Source organism: Thalassotalea coralli (genome assembly GCF_055786205.1).
On sequence record NZ_JBVVBK010000001.1, the window covers coordinates 199644 to 218978 of the forward strand.

Below are 19335 nucleotides of genomic sequence, written 5' to 3' on the forward strand. Positions count from 1 at the left end.
TATAAAATAAAAGTTACTGTTTGTTCTTTGTTGTTCATTGAAGTTTTTTGTAGCACAATAATTGTGCTACATATTTGCTACACGGACGAAAAATGACAAAGCGCCAAAAAATAACGAATTCTTGTATCAAGGACCTACGCGTTTGCGATGGGAGGGTCAATGATTCAGAAATTTCGGGCTTTCACGCTCGCATCACACCCAAAGGTAAAATTACCTACTACATCTTTTACAGGCTTAACGGCAAACAGGTAAATTACAAGTTAGGTTCACACCCTGAATTAACGCCACAACAAGCGCGTGATTTGGCCAAAGCTAAACTTGGCGAAGTAGCAAACGGTGTTGACGTTCAGGCTGAGAAAAAGGAAGCCAAACGCCAAAATGAATTAGCGAAAAACACTATTCTTTGTAAATACCTTGAAAATCAATACTTACCTTGGCTGATCACTAGAAATGCTAAAACTGCCTCTCGAATTATTAAAACCATTGAAACAGGATTTCCTGAATTACTCGAAAAGCAACTTTCTACTATTCATGCGTGGGATATTGAAAAGTGGCGCAATGCAAAAGCTAAAACCGACATGAGCCCTTCAACCATTAATGGTTATGTAAACACGCTAAAAGGCGCAATGAGTAGGGCAGTTGAGTGGGGCTGTATTGAAAGCCACGACTTACATAAAGTGAAATCATTAAAAGTGGATAATACCGTTGTTCGTTATCTGTCAGACGATGAAGAAAAAAGGTTGTTTGATACGTTAAGAGGTAGAGATGATAAAGCAAAGCTTGAACGTGAAAATGGCAACCTATTTCGCCAACAACGCAACTACCCTTTATTACCTGAATTAAGACATTTCAATTATTGCGACTATTTAGAGCCGTTAATCATTTTAGCGGTAAATACAGGTATGAGAAGAGGTGAACTATTCACTCTTGATTGGGTTAACGTCAATTTAGAAAAAGAATTTTTAACCGTAACTTCAGGAAATTCTAAGTCAGGCAAAGGCCGCCATATTCCACTTAATGTAAACGCGAAACAAACTCTTGTTAATTTACTTGATGATACCAATGGTCAAGGTTATGTGTTTAAGAATACGGAAGGTGAGCCATTAAAAGATATTAAAAAAGCATGGGGTAACTTACTCAAAGAGGCTCAAATTGATGACTTTAGGTTTCACGATTTACGCCATCATTTTGCCAGTAAGCTTGTTATGGTTGGCGTCGATTTAAATACGGTACGTGAATTGATGGGGCATAGTGATTTAAAAATGACGCTAAGGTATGCCCATTTAGCGCCAGAGCATAAGGCTGCAGCGGTTAATTTAATATGAATAATTTTAATCAAAGTACGGTTAAAGGCGAGTCTAATCATTTAATAAAATGAATGAGTTTTAACTCGAACAGTTAGGGTTGAGCATGGAGGTTCAATTCAATCTGGCAGTCGCGCGATTGATATGAGCGGCCGAAAGTAACGTCGTTTAAATGTTGAGCAACGCAATACATTATTTCCGCACACTAAAATGAAAATGCAACGCGTTACTAATTTGTCTTAGATGTAGTAGCTCATATTTAATCTGACATTTGTAAATTATTGATTTGATCAAATCGTAAAGTTGATTAGGTCTGTTATGAGCGAACAACGGACGTTAGAATTTTTTAATACCATTCACAGTAGCCACTTTAAATTTTATGTGGAGTGATACAGTTAGAAGTGAACTTTCCAATAAATTTGTCAATTGGCTCGCTAAGTAAATTATCAATAGTCTCGGTTATCTCAATTATCAAGTTATAACTGTTTGAATTTAGGCCTTTTAATTATGCTCATTTTTTACATAGCGAGTCAAAGAAATTATCGATTATGCCAATTCTCGTTTTCTCCAAGTCAAAGAACCGTTGAGTGTTTAAATTAAAGTTGATAACCTACTAATATATTTAAATAAAACGTATTAGTGTTTATTATTTAGGAATACATCACAATTGGGATAATCGGGAATTCTCACTAATACGCTGTTAGCCATAAATCAAATGTAAGGATAAAAATGGAGAACTTTGATGCTATATCTCTGGGAATAAGCATAGCTTTAGGGATACTTTCAATTGGTTTAGGTATATTTGCCATTTGGCTAAGTTATAAATTTTCGGAAAGTTCAACTAAGGCATTAGATGCTGTTAGAGACTTAGCTAAAGAAACAAGAACTTTAGTCGAATTAAACTTAGATCAACAAAAAAGCTTTTCTGGAAAGATGCTTGACTCAATCTTAGAGCAAAATAAGTTCGGTACGCCTAAGGAAGCTCTTTCCAATGGCTCAGATACTGTAAATGAAGTAATTACAAAAACACTTAAAGAAATTGAAACAAAGATTAACCATTCAGTAGAGAAAGAGTTAAGAGGTTTCGCGGAAAACTCAAATAAAGATAATAAAGAATTACAACGTGTAGTTAATGCTATCAAAAATGACATAAGCATTATAAATGATGCTGTTCCAGCAATATCATCTGCTATCAAGTTACCGGAATCTGCTAGAGACGCTTTAATAAAATATCAAGACCACCCTGCACACTTTGTTGTTCTTGCTGCAATAGTTAAAAGCAATGCACAATGTATCGAGGACTTAAATGAAGTAGAGACAGAATTTGCTTTACCTGAAGGCTGGGATAGGGGCGTTTTTAATTTAATTTCAGTCGGGGTTTTGGAAGAAACAAAGAATGGTTTTAAAATCCCAGATAATTTACAAAAACCAATTCAAACTTGGGTAGAGAAAAATAGAGATCCTTTAAATGAATTAGTTTTAAGGTATAAAGATCGTAATGATGGTGATGGGGTTTCAGATAGTGAAATAGCGACTGCCAAAAAATTTAAGTTTTAAGCCTATTATGGCTAACAAGCTGTTAAACGAAGACAAAAACAGTTGGCTTTGTTCCTTCGTCGCCAATTTTGACCAACTATTTTTTGCCTGTTAACAGTGCGTTATACGTCTATGGAGAGTCTTGCGTATGTTTCATGTTGATCTCAATGAAGAGATGGTCGTTGTTCACATATACGATGGAAAAGGTGAAAAGCCAGAAGTCCCTGTTCCAGACCTTAGAGCTAATAAGCCTATAGGGTGTCATGATCAAAAAGACGATGAAACTACATTTTTTCAAAGATTAATCAACACCAAAGTTGATGATACCGAGCTCTCTATCGCGGCACCTAATGAGATTTCAATTTCTCTTCACATTTCAAAGAAATCAGTAGAGCATTCAGATAAGTTGCGACTTCTTATTAAGAAGAAAGGTAAAGAGACAGACTCTGCTATTTATGAAAAAGACGTAACCACTGCATATGATTATCTTGAAGAAATACAAAAGGCCGTTGTGTTTTCATACAAGGCAGTGGAGTCATTTTGTAATGCGGTCATTCCTGATGATTATGTTTATATAAAGACAACGAATCGAGGAATTGAAGAGCACTATAGAAAAGAGCAAATAGAAAGGTGGTTAAGCACCTCTGAAAAAGTATCAAAAATATTACCAGAAATACTGAACGTTTCATCACCTTCTCAGGAAAAGTTTTGGTCTGAATTTAAGAACCTAGAGCGTCTTAGAAATGAAATTATTCACAGCAAATCTAGCAGTACCACAGAGATTTTGAAGGAACTGTTCTTACCGAAAATTAGAGACTATGTAGTTTCCAGTTTAGACCTCTTACATTTTTTTATAAAAACCGATCCATTCAACCCTGTGTTTCCACTAGGGTTTGGTGATTCTCAAATTAAAGTACTATCTGTAGAAAATGTAGATGGTTTATTTAAGAAGGTATAATAGATGTATAACAAGTTTTTTAAGGTGGGACTGCTAAAGTTTGGCTCAGTTGCGCTTCGCTTCATATTTTAGCCAAACATTAATCAGCCCCCTAACAGGGAGCTAGGCATCACGGAGAATCGATGAAGTATTGGCGTATCTATGAAGAGCAATCTGAGTTAATTCAGAGAACATTGACAATAATTACATTGTTGTTCGCACTGTTTGCAGGTTATAAGCATTTCTTTACTCACGCAAGCCTAGATTCGGCCCTTGTATTAAGAGAAAAGGGGGCGTATTACATTGCAGTGTCTAACACTGGTAATTCTGACGCCTTAATAACAAGAGCAAGATTCTCATATTGCATAGAATGGCCAGAAGGAAATGGAGAGGCCGCAACACGAGAAGTAGAAATACCTCGTGGAACTATTATTAAGCCAAGCGGTGTAAAATCATTTAAGGTGTTAGATCCTGAAGGAGGAATACCTGAAACGACCAAGGCTTGTAAAATTGCTTCTAATATTGACGAAACATGCAAAATACATATTCAATATTTTGATCAAGATTTGGATGAAAAGTCAGAAGTATTGAGTTTCGAGTGTAAGCGTATAAATGCGTAACAAGTGCTTCAAACGGAAAAATACAGTTGGTTGTTTCACTCCGTTAACAATTTTAGCCAACAATTTTAGCCAACAATTTTTTTTCCCATAACGAGAGCGTCACCACTGTCTGCTTCTGGCACTTATGCGTAGTTCGCTCATTATAGTCTCTCAGATGAATTCAAAACTTATTCATCGAAACAGTAAGATCAGATATGAACTTCTGCAAATTATGTTTATTTTTCCATTAATATGCCGTTAGTGCGGTTTGGTGCCTAAATTTACAGGTTAAAACCTTCGTCTATTTTAAAATATAAGAAATTTCGCTTTTCCCCAGTAAAAATAAGCGTTTGAAGCGAATTTTTATTTGAAGTTGAAAACGCTTTTATTTTGAATTTTTCCAGTAAAAATACGGGATTGTGGGCAGTTGCCTAAACTTGAAGTTTCAATGTTTGTTTATTTCTATGATTAGAAATTTCGCTTTTGCCCAGTAAAAATAAGCGTTTGAAGCGAGTTCTAACTTTAAATTGAAAACGCTTTTATTTTGAAGTTTTCCAGTAAAAACGTGGGTTTGTGGGCAGTTGCTTAAACTTGAAGTTTTGAGTCTTGTTTATTTTTAAGTATAGAAATTTCGCTTCTACCCAGTAAATATAAGCGTTTGAAGCAGTTTTAACTTGAAGTTAAAAAGCGTTTTGTTTGAAGTTAAGTTCAAATTTTTGTTGACTCAATTTCAAATTGTTTGCTATTTCTATAAGTGCAAAGGCGTTGGTGCCGCTGTGAAGCGTCATCAACAAAAATATACTTTAAAACACAATTAGGATCGTAATTATGAACGTTGTGAAACGTGCGTTAACCGAACAAGAAACTGCCGAGTACATCGGTATGAGCCGCTCATTCCTCCGCCAGTCGCGTATGGAGGGAAACCGAGACAATAGAACCCCAGCACCGAAATTCATTAAAATTGGTCGTGCCGTTAGATACCTCAGAGAAGATTTAGATAATTGGTTAGATAGCTTTTACAAGCACTCTCATTTACTCGATGAGGGTGTTTAACATGGCTACATTACCTTCAACACAAGCATCAGCACTTCGATGGTTTTCATTGGGTCATCATATGGATGTATGTATCGATATCTGCAATCAAATCGGTCGCTTGTTTCCATCTGACTCTTACGGGCAGATCATTAAACAAGGGCAGCTAAGAGATTTATCGGCTAAAGGCTATTTGAAAAAGCAATTAGTTGAGCAATTTGGTATTAGTTACTGGCGTTTTTCTATCAGTGATTCAGGAATAGCTTGTTTTGAGGAGTATACCAATGACTGCTCAGAATAACGTTCAGCAATTACTTTATAAATTATCTCCTGTTTTTAATGAGTTCCCATTTCTTACTAAAGAGTGGCATGCGTGCGCGGTTGATAGAGCCGATGTTAACTTCATGCTAAGTAAGCTTTCAGTAATACCTGAGCCGCTTGCACGTGTTTTGCTAAAAAACGCGATGAAAATTAAGATAAGGAAAGAACGTAATTTATATATTTTAAGAACCTCAACGTTCATTTTGGGCTTGTTACCTGAAAGATTGCAAAGTGTACTAACTATTGAAGATGCAGAAATAAGAGAAAAAGCAAAGGAGTGTGCAGATTGGTGCAGGCGAATTGCAATCCAGCATAATATGGCTGATCGCTTACTGAATGTTAATGAACAATTACCTTCGTCTTTAGAAATTTCCATTTCCAATGCAGAGCAAATTTTTTCAGTGCTTAATAGTGAATTATGTTTTTACGGTATTGATAAGCTCACCTTGAATGAAGAGAGCAATACAGCGTTAGGTGCTGTTAGAAGGATGTGTGATAAGCACTGGTGGACGAGGAAGCTTCGAAAAATATTTAACCAAGCATACGAGCGAGCGGCAATTGAATTGGGTATGGTTAACAAATACAAGCAAATGTATTCTAGCGACTTAGCTGTTCAAAGAAGGCAACAACAACTCTTTGCTAATGAGCAGTTAATGAGTTCATTGATGGTGATTAATGATGTTGGCCAACGTTATTCCTTGAAAGAGCTCTCAGACTTAAACGTATCAAATCCTAAAGTGAGAAAAGCCGAGTTAATGGTGCGTATTCGTGGCTTTGAAGAAACCTCTAGATCGCTAAATCATGCCGGGCTGTTTATTACTATTACATGCCCGTCTAAGTATCATTCAACTTTTGCTAAATCTGGCCAGCGTAACCCTAAATATGAAGGGTTAACACCGTATCAAGGCAATCAATACCTCTGTGGTGTTTGGTCGCGTATTCGCGCTGAATGGAACCGACAAGATATAAAGCCTTATGGCTTTCGTATTGCAGAACCTCAACATGACGGTACACCGCATTGGCACATGCTGTTATTTGTCGAATCTAACCAAGTAGAAACTGTTAAGCAAACTATTAGTCATTACTCATTGATGGAAGATGGCAACGAAAAAGGCGCTTTGGAAAACCGCTGCGACTTTAAATTAATAGATCCTAAAAAGGGTAGTGCAGCAGGTTACATTGCTAAGTATGTTTCAAAAAACATTGACGGTGAACATCTTGATAAAGGTGTATATGGAGAAAACCCTATCGTTGCTGCACAGCGGGTTGATGCGTGGGCATCGTGTTGGTGTATTCGTCAGTTTCAACAAATTGGTGGTGCTAGCGTTACTGTATGGCGTGAATTGAGACGGCTTAAAGAAGCGTTTAAGGCTGATACTTTAATTGAAAAAGCTAGGGAAGCCGCTGATAACAGTCGTTGGCAAGATTATGTTGATGCAATGGGCGGTGTATTTGCTAAACGCAATCAACAGCCAATCAAAATTACTTATGATGTTTCAGTGAATATGGAAACAGGGGAATGCAAATCGAATAAATATGGTGATGGTCTAATAAAAACTGTTAAAGGGTTGGTGTATCAAGGGCAACAAATAGTAACGCGCTTATTCAGTTGGAGAATCGAAAGAGCAAACACCGTTTGCTCTAACTTGGAGTTCTGTAAATAACTGTACTAATTCTACTATTTTATAGTAGTTATAAAGTCTCTGTGTACAAACCCTACAAATGACTCATTGTTAATTATAATATGAATTTTAAGCCAAGAGCTATTATCGTCGAAAAGTATTTGTACTTTTTTTCCTATCGCTAAATGAGCCGAAATAGGAGCATCTGCATTTGGAGAGGATCGAAGCCTAACATTGTCCCCAGAGACTATATATACTAAACCTGAGGATATTTCGTGAGGTTTCTTCTGAGAACTATATTGGGAGTTAGGAACAAAAAAACTTAGCATACCTGTGAAAAATATTATAGCTAGAAGCCAACGATAAAATACTTTGTGTCGTATAGTACTGTCTACATTTACTTCGTGAACTAACCAAGAAATACTTTTATTCTTGAAGATACCTTTGTAGCCTACAGGCAGATGAATTGCTCCAAAGAGAGAAGCTATTTTTACATTTTGACTCCCACTACTTATGGCGCTAGATAATTCAATTTTTAGTACTTTTTTTATTTCAGATTCTAACTTTTTCGTTTCTTCTACTGCTGATTTTAAGAATACGTGATACCAATATGTGTCCATGAAATGTATTAACTGTGTAACCACTAAACCCACAGTAGAAAATATGACTGCAGCATTAATTTTTAGGCCGAATAAATCTACAAAAATACCCTTGTGGATAGATAAGCCAACACCAGTTAGAAAACCTGAAAAGACAACTACCGCAAAGTTTCTAACTTTCATTGATATATCGTTGAAGTGCTGTTGAACTTGTGTAGATTGCTTCCAATACTCTAGCAATAATTTGGTTCTTTCATTGCTTTGTAAACGATTTCCATTTCTCAACATAATTATTCCTACAAATAAATTGAGTTACATCGGTTTTCGCTGAAAATCGAAGATGTTTAACAACTCATTAAAGCTGTCTATTTCATAGTCAGCTTTGTGATTCAAAGCACCTTCTTTTAAATGTTTTTCACGTATAACATCTTCGTCTGTCCAATGTGTAACTTGTCTAAGTAATTCATAATCGTCAGGTCTATCTTGAAAATGTGATGTACCATATTTTGCAAATACTGAAGATATGCCAGCCTCATGAGCCATATCTATATCTTTTATTTCTGAATCACCGATATAAACACAGTCTTCACTATTAACCCCTGCATCTTCTATTATCTTCAATAAAATTTTCGGGTTGGGCTTTAATTCGCCCTTGGGCGTAGTTAAAAACTTTGTATTTTCGAATGAAATTTTTGTTCTTTCAGTGTCCTCTATAGGCAATTTAGAATGATCTTCAGGGGAATAAACAGCCTCAATAAAATAGTCAAGACCCAGCCTTTTCAATCTATATTGTGTATACCATTTAATTGACTCCGTATACGCTATTACTCTTATTCTTTTAGTTCTCAATTCAGATAGTGTGTCGTAAACGCCTTTGTAAAGCTTTAAGTGCTTTATTCTATTGCTTCTTGCACGGTGAATTGCGCTATTAAGCTCTTTAAGAATGTTTTCCCGTGAGCCGTATTTTTTGATCAGGCTAGGCAGTTCTTCAAGAACAAATGAATATTCGGCAGTGCCGTGTTTTTGATGAACTGGCTTAATTTCAGCAATTAGTTGGTTTTTTGATATACCACTTATTTTAGAAGTTTCTTCTAGTAGCGGCTTAAATGTTGCGCACCAAATATCAAACCAGTCATAAAGCGTGTTATCTAAATCTGTAATAAGTACTGATTTTTGAGGGCGTGTTGACATTATATCTTTCCTTATGATTTAAACCTTCCTAATCTATATTTCTATGGATTAATCAAGCTTAAGAATATTATCGATACGATATATTAAAAGCTTTAAAATAAAAACAGCTATGCTACATATTTGCTACTTTTTTTAATGTGATTAAATAAAAGTTAGTAGGTAATTACGTCAAAGGTACTGAATTAAATGGTGGCCCCTCCCAGACTTGAACTGGGGACCTACCGATTATGAGTCGGGTGCTCTAACCAACTGAGCTAAAGGGCCATTTAAAGAAGTGAGTTTAGACTTTGCTAAAGGGTTAGCAGTATCAAAACGGCGAGCAGTATAAGCATTTTTTAATTTCTTGTCACCACCTAGACACTAAAAAATTATTGCCTTTCTGCTTGTTAGCTTAAATGTTGAGCAGAAACTTAACGCTCTGCTCAACATACGATAATGAAGGTTTACTAATTTGCCTTACTTACGTTTTCTCAATCGTAAGAGCAATGGCAATGCTAGTAAAATAAGGTAGCTCGAACTACCACCGCCGCCACCGCTAGAAGTATTGGTTGGTGGAGGTGGTGTAGTTACCGTTGGCGCAACAATGGTTACTGTCACTGTCCCAGTAGTTGCGGCACCTTTGATATCTGTTACCGTTAAGCTAAAGGTTAGTGAGCCAGCACTGCTAGGCGCGACAAAGGTAGCTGTTGCCGAATCGGCATTGGTTAAGGTAACGTCTGTGCCTTCCGTTTGCTGCCAAAGGTAAGTAACGTCATCACCTTCTGCATCTTCGCTCGTCGCTGAAAGGGTAACGGTTTGTTCTGTGTTACCTTCAAAATCTTCAGGCATAGCAATAGTAGGCGCAGTGTTGGCATCGTCATCTGCAATGGTAACTTCCATTGTTGGGTTTGCGCCTAGTCGAGATTCACCTACTGGTGTCAACGTTACCGTAAAGGTTTCATCTTGTTCTTCATCAGAGTCGTCAATTATCTCGATGTTGATAGATTTGGGCTCTGTATCACCATCAGTCCAAGTTAACGTGCCTGTTGCTTCAACAACGTCTTGGCCTACGGTTGCGGTGCCATTGGCAAGGTCGTAAGTAAAGCTTAGCTCACCTGAACTTGAACCAACGCGACTAACGTTAACTTGGAAGCTACCACTGTTTTCTGCCACGGTTTGAGACTCTAATTCAAAAGAGCCCGTTCCAGTGTCAACAAAGCCGTCAATATTGACATTGGCGTAACCATTGTCACCAAGTACCGCACCATTTGTAGGGTTATACAAGCGAATGAAGAACTTCTCTGCATATTCCATCGCCGACTCTTCTGGTGCGATAGTGATGTTAATAGTTTTGTCACCATTGTCATTTGCACCCCATGAAAGCGTGCCGTCGCTTAGTGTCAAATCATCCCCAATTTTGGCACTTCCGCTAAGCACTTGGTAACTCACTTGGCTGGCTGCAGAAGCATCAGTTGCGTTGCGGCTAACCGTTAACGATAAAGTAGTGCCTTGGTCTGTCGAGTACTCTTTTTGGCTAAAGCTAAAATTACCTGTTGAAGAAGCTTTGCCTTGGTCACTTAAGATATAGAGGCCACTGTTAATATCACTAATTAAGATGTTACCGGAAGGCAAGTATGGGTAAACCCCCCATGCACCAGAGAAAGATGAAGAGTTACTTGGCGTATACGTGTCGAAGAACCCAGTTTGGACAGGGTTTGCGGGGTCTGATATATCAAGGATCGTTAAACCACGAGTATAGTTAGACATGTAGTAACGGTTACCTCTAACAAAACCGTTGTGATCTATCGCAGGTGTTGGACCTGTCCACTGCCCAACTTGAACTGGTGACTTAAGATCATCAATCGAAAAAATTCGAACGGTTGTATTTAAGCCGCCTCTGAATTCGTCAAATTCATCGTGAACAATAATAAAGCGTTTGTCTTCGGTTCCCCAACCTGAGTGAATATATTGCTGTGATGCAGATACATCGTTATAGGTAATTGAACTTAATTGGGTTGTTTGGGCTGGGTTAGTAATATCCCATAGTTTTAATTCGTTTTCGTTGAAGTCGATAAAAACATTACAGGGCCCTTGAGAAACACCGCAATCTGAAGCTGCACGGTTATCGTCAATTAGCATAGAAGAGCCGTCGTGAGTATAACCATCACCAACTGAGTTACTATTGATCTGAAACAGCTCTTTAGGGTTAGCAAGTGTGTAATTGGTAAAGGCGCCACCAACTCTATCTGCTCCAACAAGCTGAAGTATTGGAGCTTCTCCAGGTAAAGCAATGTTTAACGAGTGGTCTACGTTAGAAATATAAACATTGTGCGCTGTTCTAACAACTGTGCTCTTAGAAGCTGTTGATACTGAATTTGGCAATGAATTTAGGTCGATGACAGTAACGTTATCTACTCCATTGCCAAATCTCTCACCTTCAGAGGTTGCATATGCATAGGCTTGCCAGACATTTTTGTCTGAGTCGTAATATTGGTAAACTTTTACGTCACGCCAACCTGAATCAACACCATTGATGGTACCAACCTCTTTTGGCTCTGTCGGGTTCGTGACGTCAACAACGATAACACCATTTCGAATACCCATAATGGCGTACTCTCGACCATTGTTTAAATCGACGTGACCCCAAATATCGGTACCTTCACTTGGACTGGAAGACATTTCCGTTAAAGGCAAATGAGCTAATAGGTCAACATTATTACAGTCGAATACACCCGCTTTGTTGTTTTCACATTGAACATTACTTTGAGCGCGAGAAAGTTCTTGATAATCAGTTAGAATTTTACTCAACTCATCTGAGTCTGAGAAACTTTTACCATCAATAACAACGTTAAATCCTTGTTTTCTTAAAGATTCAGCCATATCTGTTGGCACATTTGTCAGCGTGGTTTGGTTGACCTGTGGGCTTTGGGATTGATAATGATCAAATCTATTGTAGCCCCCCATGACAGGGACAATGGAGCTTTTCAAGTAAAAAACTTCTTCAATAGACTGCAAGCGGTAGTGACCAGCAGAAAGTAGTACTTTGTCACCTTTATTTGCTTGGCTAACCGCGTAGCTGATGGTTTTACACGGTCTTAAAACGTTGTCACACAAGCCTTTGTCTTGCCCTGTTGGTGCGACAAAGCGAGCTTTGTCGTGTTCGGAATGAGCAACAGTATTGGCTGATACCAAAAGCAGCGACATTGCTGCAGTAAGGGTAAATAGCTTAGTCATAAAAATCCCTAATAGCTGACGTTCTTGATTGTTTATAATTCTGTCATTGTTACATTCTGCCACATGTTGGTGCAATTGTGTTCAATAAAAAGTAACAATATATTTACTTGTCATTGTAAAAGAGTAAAAACAGGTTTAGTTAATAGGTGCATTAATAACAATTTAAACTATCGCTATGTAACCTATTTCTACGCTTTAGAATTTAGTTGTATCCCTTGTAAAAAGTAGTAAGTACTTCTTTTTGAGTAACTATTTGAAACATAGCCTTTGACAAAAGTTGACCTGAAACTTGCCTGGCGTGTTACAGTAGCAATCGCATTTTATAAAATGATGCTTATTCACCAATTAATAACAATATATTAAAATTTTTTAGCTGAAATTTTTATTAACCGCCTGATATGAAAAAAATTAAGAAAAATTTATCTCGCTTTTTTGTGTTCTCACTCACGCTTGGATTAGCGTTACTGGGCTGCAATGAATCTTCCCAAAATAAAACCGTTAGCATTTTACCTGTATATCAAGGGCAACCTATTTCCTGTGATAAAGGGTTAACGATAGAAGGTAAACCGTGGTCAATTGAACAATTTCATTTATATGTACATGGAGTTGAATTCTCTGAAGCTAATGAAAGATGGCGCGCATTAGAGTTATCGGAAAATACATACCAGCATCAACAAGTGGTATTGCTGGGGATGGACTGTGCAAGTGAGGAGCAAGGCTATTGGCAGATAGAAACTGAAAAGCCCGAAACTATCGCCGCATTCAATAAACTTAGGTTTACTATTGGTGTGCCTTTTCAGCTTAATCATCAAAACCCATTAACACAGTCAAGCCCGCTAAATGTCCCGAATATGTTTTGGGTGTGGCAAACGGGTCACAAGTTTATCCGTTTGGAAATAGCGGAGAAAAACGACAGTTGGTTATTCCACCTAGGCTCAACAGGTTGTCAGTCGGTTAGTGCCTTAAGATCTCCACAAAACCCTTGTCGATATCCTAATACGGTACAGATGGAATTGGTGGCGAATAAAGATGGCTCTTGGCTGTTAGATATTACGCCCTGGTTAGACGGTATCAAGGTTACTAAAGCTTCAAGTTGTCAGTCAGGGCATGACGATGCTAGTTGCAGGCAGTTATTTGATAATTTAAATATTATCAGTAACCGTCAGGAGCTATTGCCGTGAGAACATTTGCTGCAATTTTCCTAACCATTTTTACGATTATTTTTGTCAATGGCTGTGAAGAAAAGCCCAAGCAAACAGGGACGCCGTTTCAATGGCAATTACCACAAGGCTTTCCAAAGCCTTTAATACCGGAAAATAATCCGATGACGGTAGAAAAGGTGGTGTTAGGTCGTCATATTTTTTACGACAAAAACTTATCTTTCAACCGTCAGCAATCTTGTGCTAGCTGTCACGAACAAGGCTTAGCATTTGGTGAAAGCAAAGTTACTTCTGTTGGCTCTACAGGGCAGGTACACCGCCGAAATGCACAAGCCTTAGTAAATGTGGCTTACAATAAAACGTTAACGTGGTCGCACGACGGAATTACGTCACTTGAACAACAAATTCTTTTACCTATGTTCGGGCAAGAGCCTGTTGAATTAGGTATTACAGGTAATGAACAAGAAGTGCTGTCTCGTTTTAAAGAGGGGAAATACCCGGAGTTGTTTGCAAAAGCTTTTCCTGGAGAAGAGATAGACTACCCGCAAATTGTAAAGGCGCTGGCGAGCTTTGTTCGAAGTTTAGTTTCTTTAAACTCTCCTTTTGATCAATATGCTTATTATGCCGACGATAACGCTATCTCAGAATCGGCTATAAGGGGAATGAACTTATTTTTCTCAGAAAAATTAGAGTGCCACCATTGCCATGGTGGATTTAACTTTACACAGTCAACTTTTCATGAAGCGCAAATTATTGACCGCCGTCCATTTCACAACACCGGGCTATACAATGTAGAAGCCGATGGTGGTTACCCAAAGAAAGACAAAGGCTTGGCAGAAATATCAACATTGATTAGAGATGATGGCCGATTTAGGGCGCCGACTTTACGTAATATTGAGTTTTCAGCTCCGTATATGCATGACGGTAGTATCGCTACATTAAGCGAAGTGCTTGATATTTACGCTGCTGGTGGTCGTAACATTACCACTGGAGAGTTTGCTGGTGATGGCAGTACACACCCAATAAAGAGTCAGTTTGTAAGGGGCTTTGTCATGACTGAACAGGACAAAGCCGATCTGTTGGCGTTTTTATCAACGCTAACCGACAAGTCATTTTTAACAAATCCTGAGTTTTCAGATCCCAATAAATAGCGCTGGCGAAATAGCTTATGTCGGTGCCTAAATCCTAAACCTAAAATTTAAAGACAAGGCCTGTGGTAAACTCTGACTGAAGCCACAGGTCGCTTTCTACATATATTGCACATTGGTCCTCGGCACATAGGATTTCGCTGTCTGTGTTAAACAAGGTCGCATAAACGCGTGCGCCAAATGTGAGCGCAAGATTGTTAGTCAAAGGAATGTCACTTTGAAGTCCAATGCTAAAAGAAAAGTGGGTTTCGCTATCAAGAAAGGTGTTTTTAGGGTCGAAATAGCTAATACCTAAGCCGCCAGAAACTCTAACTGGAATTGTACCGGAGCTAATCGGGACATTACCGCCTAAATGTAAATAGCTTATACCTAAATCGGTATTGTTAAAGGCAAAAGGGTCTTTAGCTTCAAGTGCGCTGTTAGCGTAACTATACAGGATCTCTCCTTGTCTTTTTCCATCAAAATCCCAAGCATATATAGCACCGAATGCGTTGCTATTTGCTAGGTCGATAGATTGCTCAGCTGCATCCTTTTGATAGGTGAAATCACCTCCCATACGATACCCACCTAAAATGGTTAGGCTGTTATTCGATGTTTCATTTGTTGCAAACGCGAATGAAGGAAAGGAGAGAGGTAATGCTAGCAGGACGAAAGTTAATATTCTCATTTTACTCAGAATTTGATGGCTTAATTTTCTCTAAGTATAAAAAAATCCAGCCAAAAGGCTGGATTTTTAATGTAATTTTTCGTAACCCTTTAGGGTAATAGGTTACTCGCCGTCTAAGAAGCTTTTCAGTTGCTCAGAACGAGAAGGGTGACGTAGTTTACGAAGCGCTTTTGCTTCGATTTGACGAATACGCTCACGAGTAACGTCAAACTGCTTACCAACTTCTTCTAACGTGTGGTCAGTATTCATATCAATACCGAAGCGCATACGTAAAACTTTTGCTTCTCTTGCTGTTAAGCCAGCCAATACCTCGTGAGTCGCATGTTTTAAGTTTTCAGACGTTGCAGAGTCAACAGGAAGTTCACCGCTACCGTCTTCAATAAAGTCACCTAAGTGCGAATCTTCATCGTCACCGATAGGCGTTTCCATTGAAATTGGCTCTTTAGCAATTTTCAGTACTTTACGGATCTTATCTTCTGGCATCACCATACGTTCTGCTAATTCTTCAGGAGTCGGCTCGCGACCCATTTCTTGAAGCATTTGGCGAGAAATACGGTTCAACTTATTGATGGTTTCAATCATGTGTACTGGGATACGAATCGTTCTTGCTTGGTCAGCAATTGAACGAGTGATCGCTTGACGGATCCACCACGTTGCGTAAGTTGAGAATTTATAACCACGACGGTATTCGAACTTATCAACCGCTTTCATCAAACCAATGTTACCTTCTTGAATCAAATCAAGGAATTGTAAACCACGGTTGGTGTATTTTTTCGCGATTGAAATTACTAGACGTAAGTTCGCTTCAACCATTTCTTTCTTCGCACGGCGAGCTTTTGCCTCACCAATTGACATGCGACGGTTGATGTCTTTAATGCCATGTACGTTTAAGAAAGTTTCTTGTTCTAATTGTGCTAGCTTTTGAATACAACGTTCAACGTCTAATTCAACATCGCTAAGTCTTGCAGACCAAGGTTCGCCAGCAGCTTTTTGTGCTTCAAACCACTCTTTAGATGTTTCGTTGCCTGGGAAGATTTTGATGAAAGTCGCCTTTGGCATCCCGGCGCCAACAACACAGTGCTTCATAATTAAGCGCTCTTGAACACGTAGGCGGTCCATTACTTCGCGCATATTTTTCACTAAGCGATCAAACACTTTTGGCACTAAACGGAACTCTTTGAAGATTTCAGCTAGATCATCAATCGCTTTGACTGCGTCTTCATGACCTCGACCTTTAGCGTCGATTACCTTGTTAGCCGCTTCATAACGAGTGCGTAACTCGCCGAATTTTTCACGGGCTAACTCAGGATCTGGGCCAGTATCTTCTTCTTCTTCTTCATCATCAGAGTCGCTACCTTCAGAATCTTCTAGATCTTCATCTTCGTCAGCTAAATCTTCGTCAGAAAGTTCAGAACCAATGTGAGTTGCAGCTGCTGGTACTTCATCTTCTTCAGCATCAGGATCTAAAAAGCCAAGGATAATATCGCTTAATCGACCTTCCTCGGCTTCAAAATTGTCCCATTGCTCTAATAAATAGTTAATGGCTGGTGGGTATTCAGCTACAGAGCGCTGAACTTCTTTAATACCTTCTTCAATACGCTTAGCGATAACAATTTCGCCTTTACGTGTAAGAAGTTCTACAGTACCCATTTCACGCATGTACATACGAACTGGATCAGTTGTACGGCCAATCTCGCTCTCTACAGTAGCAAGTGCTTGGGCAGCGGCTTCAGCGGCGTCTTCATCCGTATTCGCCTCGCTCATCATAAGCTCATCGCTATCAGGGGCATTTTCAAATACTTGAATACCCATGTCGTTGATCATGCGAATAATGTCTTCAACTTGATCAGAATCGATGATGTCCTGCGGGAGATGGTCGTTTACTTCGGCAAAAGTTAAGTAACCTTGTTCTTTACCTTTGGTTATTAACTCTTTAAGTCTAGATTGTGGGGCTTGATCCATTGACTAGGGTCCACCTTATTTGGCTATCAAATTACGAACAGTAAAGCCGAAAATTGTAGCAAAATGAATGTTAAATTGCCAGCGATAAAAATCGCACCTTAATGGTTTATTAGTCTAAATTATAGCAAGCTTATTACAGGGTATTATTAAATTATGCGTTTAATAATATTTGTAATTCTTGTTTTTCTTGTGGGTTCATATTGCCTGTTCTCGCTTTATCTAGCAGAAACTCAGTACGTTGTTCAACATACAGGCTTAATATTTTCTCTACACTGTCGATAAATACCGCTTCGGCGGTTTCTGCAACAACGTGATGTTCCCAACACAGTAATTTAGTTAATTGTTCACCTTCTTTGCTACCACGAAAATGCTCTAATAATTGCGCGCTATTCGCTTCAGGGTTTGCTAAACACAATTGAATCAACTGGTTAAGTAAAGCAACACCTGGCATGTCAACGCCTTGTAACATCGCAGGTTGTGGTAACGCTTTTACTATATGGGGATGCTCGATTAATAAAGCAACTGCTAATCGTACAGGAGTTGTTTTTTGTGGTTTAGGTGCTTGTTTTGCGCTAGGTGCAGCCCCGCGTTTTTGCAGTTCCATTAAGCGCTTTTCGCTAGAAAGGCTAAAACGAGAAGCAAGGTCTTCCATCAAAGAGCTGCGAATTAGGCTGTCTGGCATTTTATCAAGTATTGGCTGTAGTTTTTCAACCAACGCTGCTTTTTCTTCATGGGTTTGTGCAGGGTTATCTTCAAGAAATTTATCAAAGATAAACTGTGATAAAGGCATAGCTTGTTGAATAACCTGCTCAAAAGCGTCTTTACCTTGTTGGCGTACCATAGAGTCTGGATCTTCACCGTCGGGTAAGAAGATAAATTTCAAACTGATACCGTCTTGAATAAGAGGTAATGCGTTTTCCATAGCACGCCAAGCGGCATCACGACCCGCTCGGTCACCATCGTAGCAACAGATAACTTCTTTTACCGTTCTAAATAGTGTTTGCAATTGTTCTGGAGTGGTCGAAGTACCTAGAGAAGCTACGGCATAGTCAACACCATGTTGAGCAAGGGCGACAACATCCATATAACCTTCAACAACAATTAACTTAGTCAGCTGTTTATTGGCAAGCTTAGCTTCGTATAGCCCATATAACTCTTGACCTTTGTGGTATATACGGGTTTCAGGAGAGTTTAAATATTTTGGGGTGCCGTCACCCAAGACGCGACCGCCAAAGCCGATAACTCGGCCACGTTTGTCGCGAATAGGAAACATAATACGACCACGGAATCTGTCGTAAGGGCGCGACTTGTCACCTTGAATCGCCATACCTAGGTCGATTAACTGTTGGTTAATTTGTTGGCTTTTCCCAAAATAGCCAGTAACACCATCCCAATTATCACTGATATACCCTATACCAAACGTTTTAGCGATTTGACCACTTAAGCCACGGCCTTTTAGGTAATTTATGGCAACATCTTTGTCTTGAGCAACTTTTAATTGCTGTTGAAAGTAACGTGAGATGTTATCCATCAACTCGTAATCGTTTTGCTTTTGCTGATAGGCTTGTTGTTGCTGTTTAAGTTGTGCAGGCGTTTGGTGAGATTGTTCTCGAGGTACATCTAAATTATAAAAAGACGCTAACTCTTCAATAGCATCTGGAAACTCTAAACGGTCAAATTCCATTAAAAATGAAATAGCGTTGCCGTGTTCACCGCAACCAAAGCAATGATAAAACTGTTTATCTGGGCTTACCGTAAATGAAGGCGATTTTTCTGTGTGGAAAGGACAACAAGCTTGATAATTTTTACCTGCTTTCTTCAACGGAACACGAGCATCGATAATTTCTACAATGTCTGCACGAGCGAGTAGGTCATCGATAAATTGTCTCGGGATCATTCCCGCCATTTGGCTTTCCTCAGACTAAAATGGAGTGATTTATTGGACTCATAAAAGTAACTTATATTCGTCTCAATTGCACCATTGATTACTTAATTTTGGCGATAAAAAAACCGCAAATGCTGCCATTTACGGTTTTCTTTGAAT

The 19335-nt window shown here is 38.8% G+C and carries 15 protein-coding genes and 1 tRNA gene; 9 read left to right on the forward strand and 7 right to left on the reverse strand.

The window, feature by feature from the left end:
* Positions 1 to 92 precede the first annotated feature (92 nt).
* From ACOB80_RS00760 to ACOB80_RS00790, 7 genes are all read left to right on the forward strand, one after another.
* Positions 93 to 1325 carry a site-specific integrase gene (locus tag ACOB80_RS00760; protein ID WP_473163887.1) on the forward strand — a complete coding sequence of 411 codons (1233 nt, stop codon included), beginning with the start codon at positions 93 to 95 and terminating at the stop codon, positions 1323 to 1325.
* A gap of 708 nt (positions 1326 to 2033) precedes the next feature.
* Positions 2034 to 2861: a hypothetical protein gene (locus tag ACOB80_RS00765; RefSeq protein ID WP_473163888.1), complete on the forward strand. Its 828-nt coding sequence runs from the start codon at positions 2034 to 2036 to the stop codon at positions 2859 to 2861.
* A gap of 127 nt (positions 2862 to 2988) precedes the next feature.
* Positions 2989 to 3798: a hypothetical protein gene (locus ACOB80_RS00770; RefSeq protein ID WP_473163889.1), complete on the forward strand. Its 810-nt coding sequence runs from the start codon at positions 2989 to 2991 to the stop codon at positions 3796 to 3798.
* A 122-nt stretch (positions 3799 to 3920) separates the two neighbouring features.
* Entirely contained in the window at positions 3921 to 4397 is a 477-nt protein-coding gene (locus ACOB80_RS00775) for a hypothetical protein (RefSeq protein ID WP_473163890.1), read from the forward strand.
* An 807-nt stretch (positions 4398 to 5204) separates the two neighbouring features.
* Positions 5205 to 5429, forward strand: a complete 225-nt coding sequence (locus tag ACOB80_RS00780) for a helix-turn-helix transcriptional regulator (protein WP_473163891.1) — start codon at positions 5205 to 5207, stop codon at positions 5427 to 5429.
* Position 5430: 1 nt separating this feature from the next.
* A complete protein-coding gene (locus ACOB80_RS00785) occupies positions 5431 to 5709 on the forward strand; it encodes a hypothetical protein (RefSeq protein ID WP_473163892.1) in 279 nt (92 codons plus the stop codon).
* Positions 5693 to 7393: a replication endonuclease gene (locus ACOB80_RS00790; protein ID WP_473163893.1), complete on the forward strand. Its 1701-nt coding sequence runs from the start codon at positions 5693 to 5695 to the stop codon at positions 7391 to 7393. The genes ACOB80_RS00785 and ACOB80_RS00790 overlap by 17 nt, the downstream gene beginning before the upstream one ends.
* 14 nt (positions 7394 to 7407) lie before the next feature.
* Here the strand turns inward: ACOB80_RS00790 and ACOB80_RS00795 are convergent, their stop codons facing one another.
* From ACOB80_RS00795 to ACOB80_RS00810, 4 genes are all read right to left on the reverse strand, one after another.
* Entirely contained in the window at positions 7408 to 8238 is an 831-nt protein-coding gene (locus tag ACOB80_RS00795) for an SH3 domain-containing protein (protein ID WP_473163894.1), read from the reverse strand.
* Positions 8239 to 8262: 24 nt separating this feature from the next.
* Positions 8263 to 9141 carry an HAD family hydrolase gene (locus tag ACOB80_RS00800; RefSeq protein ID WP_473163895.1) on the reverse strand — a complete coding sequence of 293 codons (879 nt, stop codon included), beginning with the start codon at positions 9139 to 9141 and terminating at the stop codon, positions 8263 to 8265.
* A 187-nt stretch (positions 9142 to 9328) separates the two neighbouring features.
* Positions 9329 to 9405, reverse strand: a tRNA-Ile gene (locus ACOB80_RS00805).
* A 192-nt stretch (positions 9406 to 9597) separates the two neighbouring features.
* Positions 9598 to 12354 (reverse strand): choice-of-anchor B family protein, encoded by a 2757-nt coding sequence (locus ACOB80_RS00810; RefSeq protein ID WP_473163896.1) that lies wholly within the window; start codon positions 12352 to 12354, stop codon positions 9598 to 9600.
* Positions 12355 to 12752: 398 nt separating this feature from the next.
* Between ACOB80_RS00810 and ACOB80_RS00815 the strand changes: the two genes are divergently transcribed.
* A complete protein-coding gene (locus ACOB80_RS00815) occupies positions 12753 to 13535 on the forward strand; it encodes an MbnP family copper-binding protein (protein WP_473163897.1) in 783 nt (260 codons plus the stop codon).
* Positions 13532 to 14665, forward strand: a complete 1134-nt coding sequence (locus tag ACOB80_RS00820; RefSeq protein WP_473163898.1) for an MbnH family di-heme enzyme — start codon at positions 13532 to 13534, stop codon at positions 14663 to 14665. The genes ACOB80_RS00815 and ACOB80_RS00820 overlap by 4 nt, the downstream gene beginning before the upstream one ends.
* A 40-nt stretch (positions 14666 to 14705) precedes the next feature.
* Here ACOB80_RS00820 and ACOB80_RS00825 read toward each other — a convergent pair whose 3' ends face one another.
* From ACOB80_RS00825 to dnaG, 3 genes are all read right to left on the reverse strand, one after another.
* Positions 14706 to 15329: an outer membrane beta-barrel protein gene (locus ACOB80_RS00825; RefSeq protein ID WP_473163899.1), complete on the reverse strand. Its 624-nt coding sequence runs from the start codon at positions 15327 to 15329 to the stop codon at positions 14706 to 14708.
* Positions 15330 to 15431: 102 nt separating this feature from the next.
* Positions 15432 to 17291, reverse strand: coding sequence for an RNA polymerase sigma factor RpoD (rpoD, locus tag ACOB80_RS00830; protein ID WP_473163900.1), 1860 nt, complete (start codon positions 17289 to 17291; stop codon positions 15432 to 15434).
* 151 nt (positions 17292 to 17442) lie between these two features.
* Entirely contained in the window at positions 17443 to 19197 is a 1755-nt protein-coding gene (dnaG, locus tag ACOB80_RS00835) for a DNA primase (RefSeq protein ID WP_473163901.1), read from the reverse strand.
* Between the last annotated feature and the right edge of the window lie 138 nt (positions 19198 to 19335).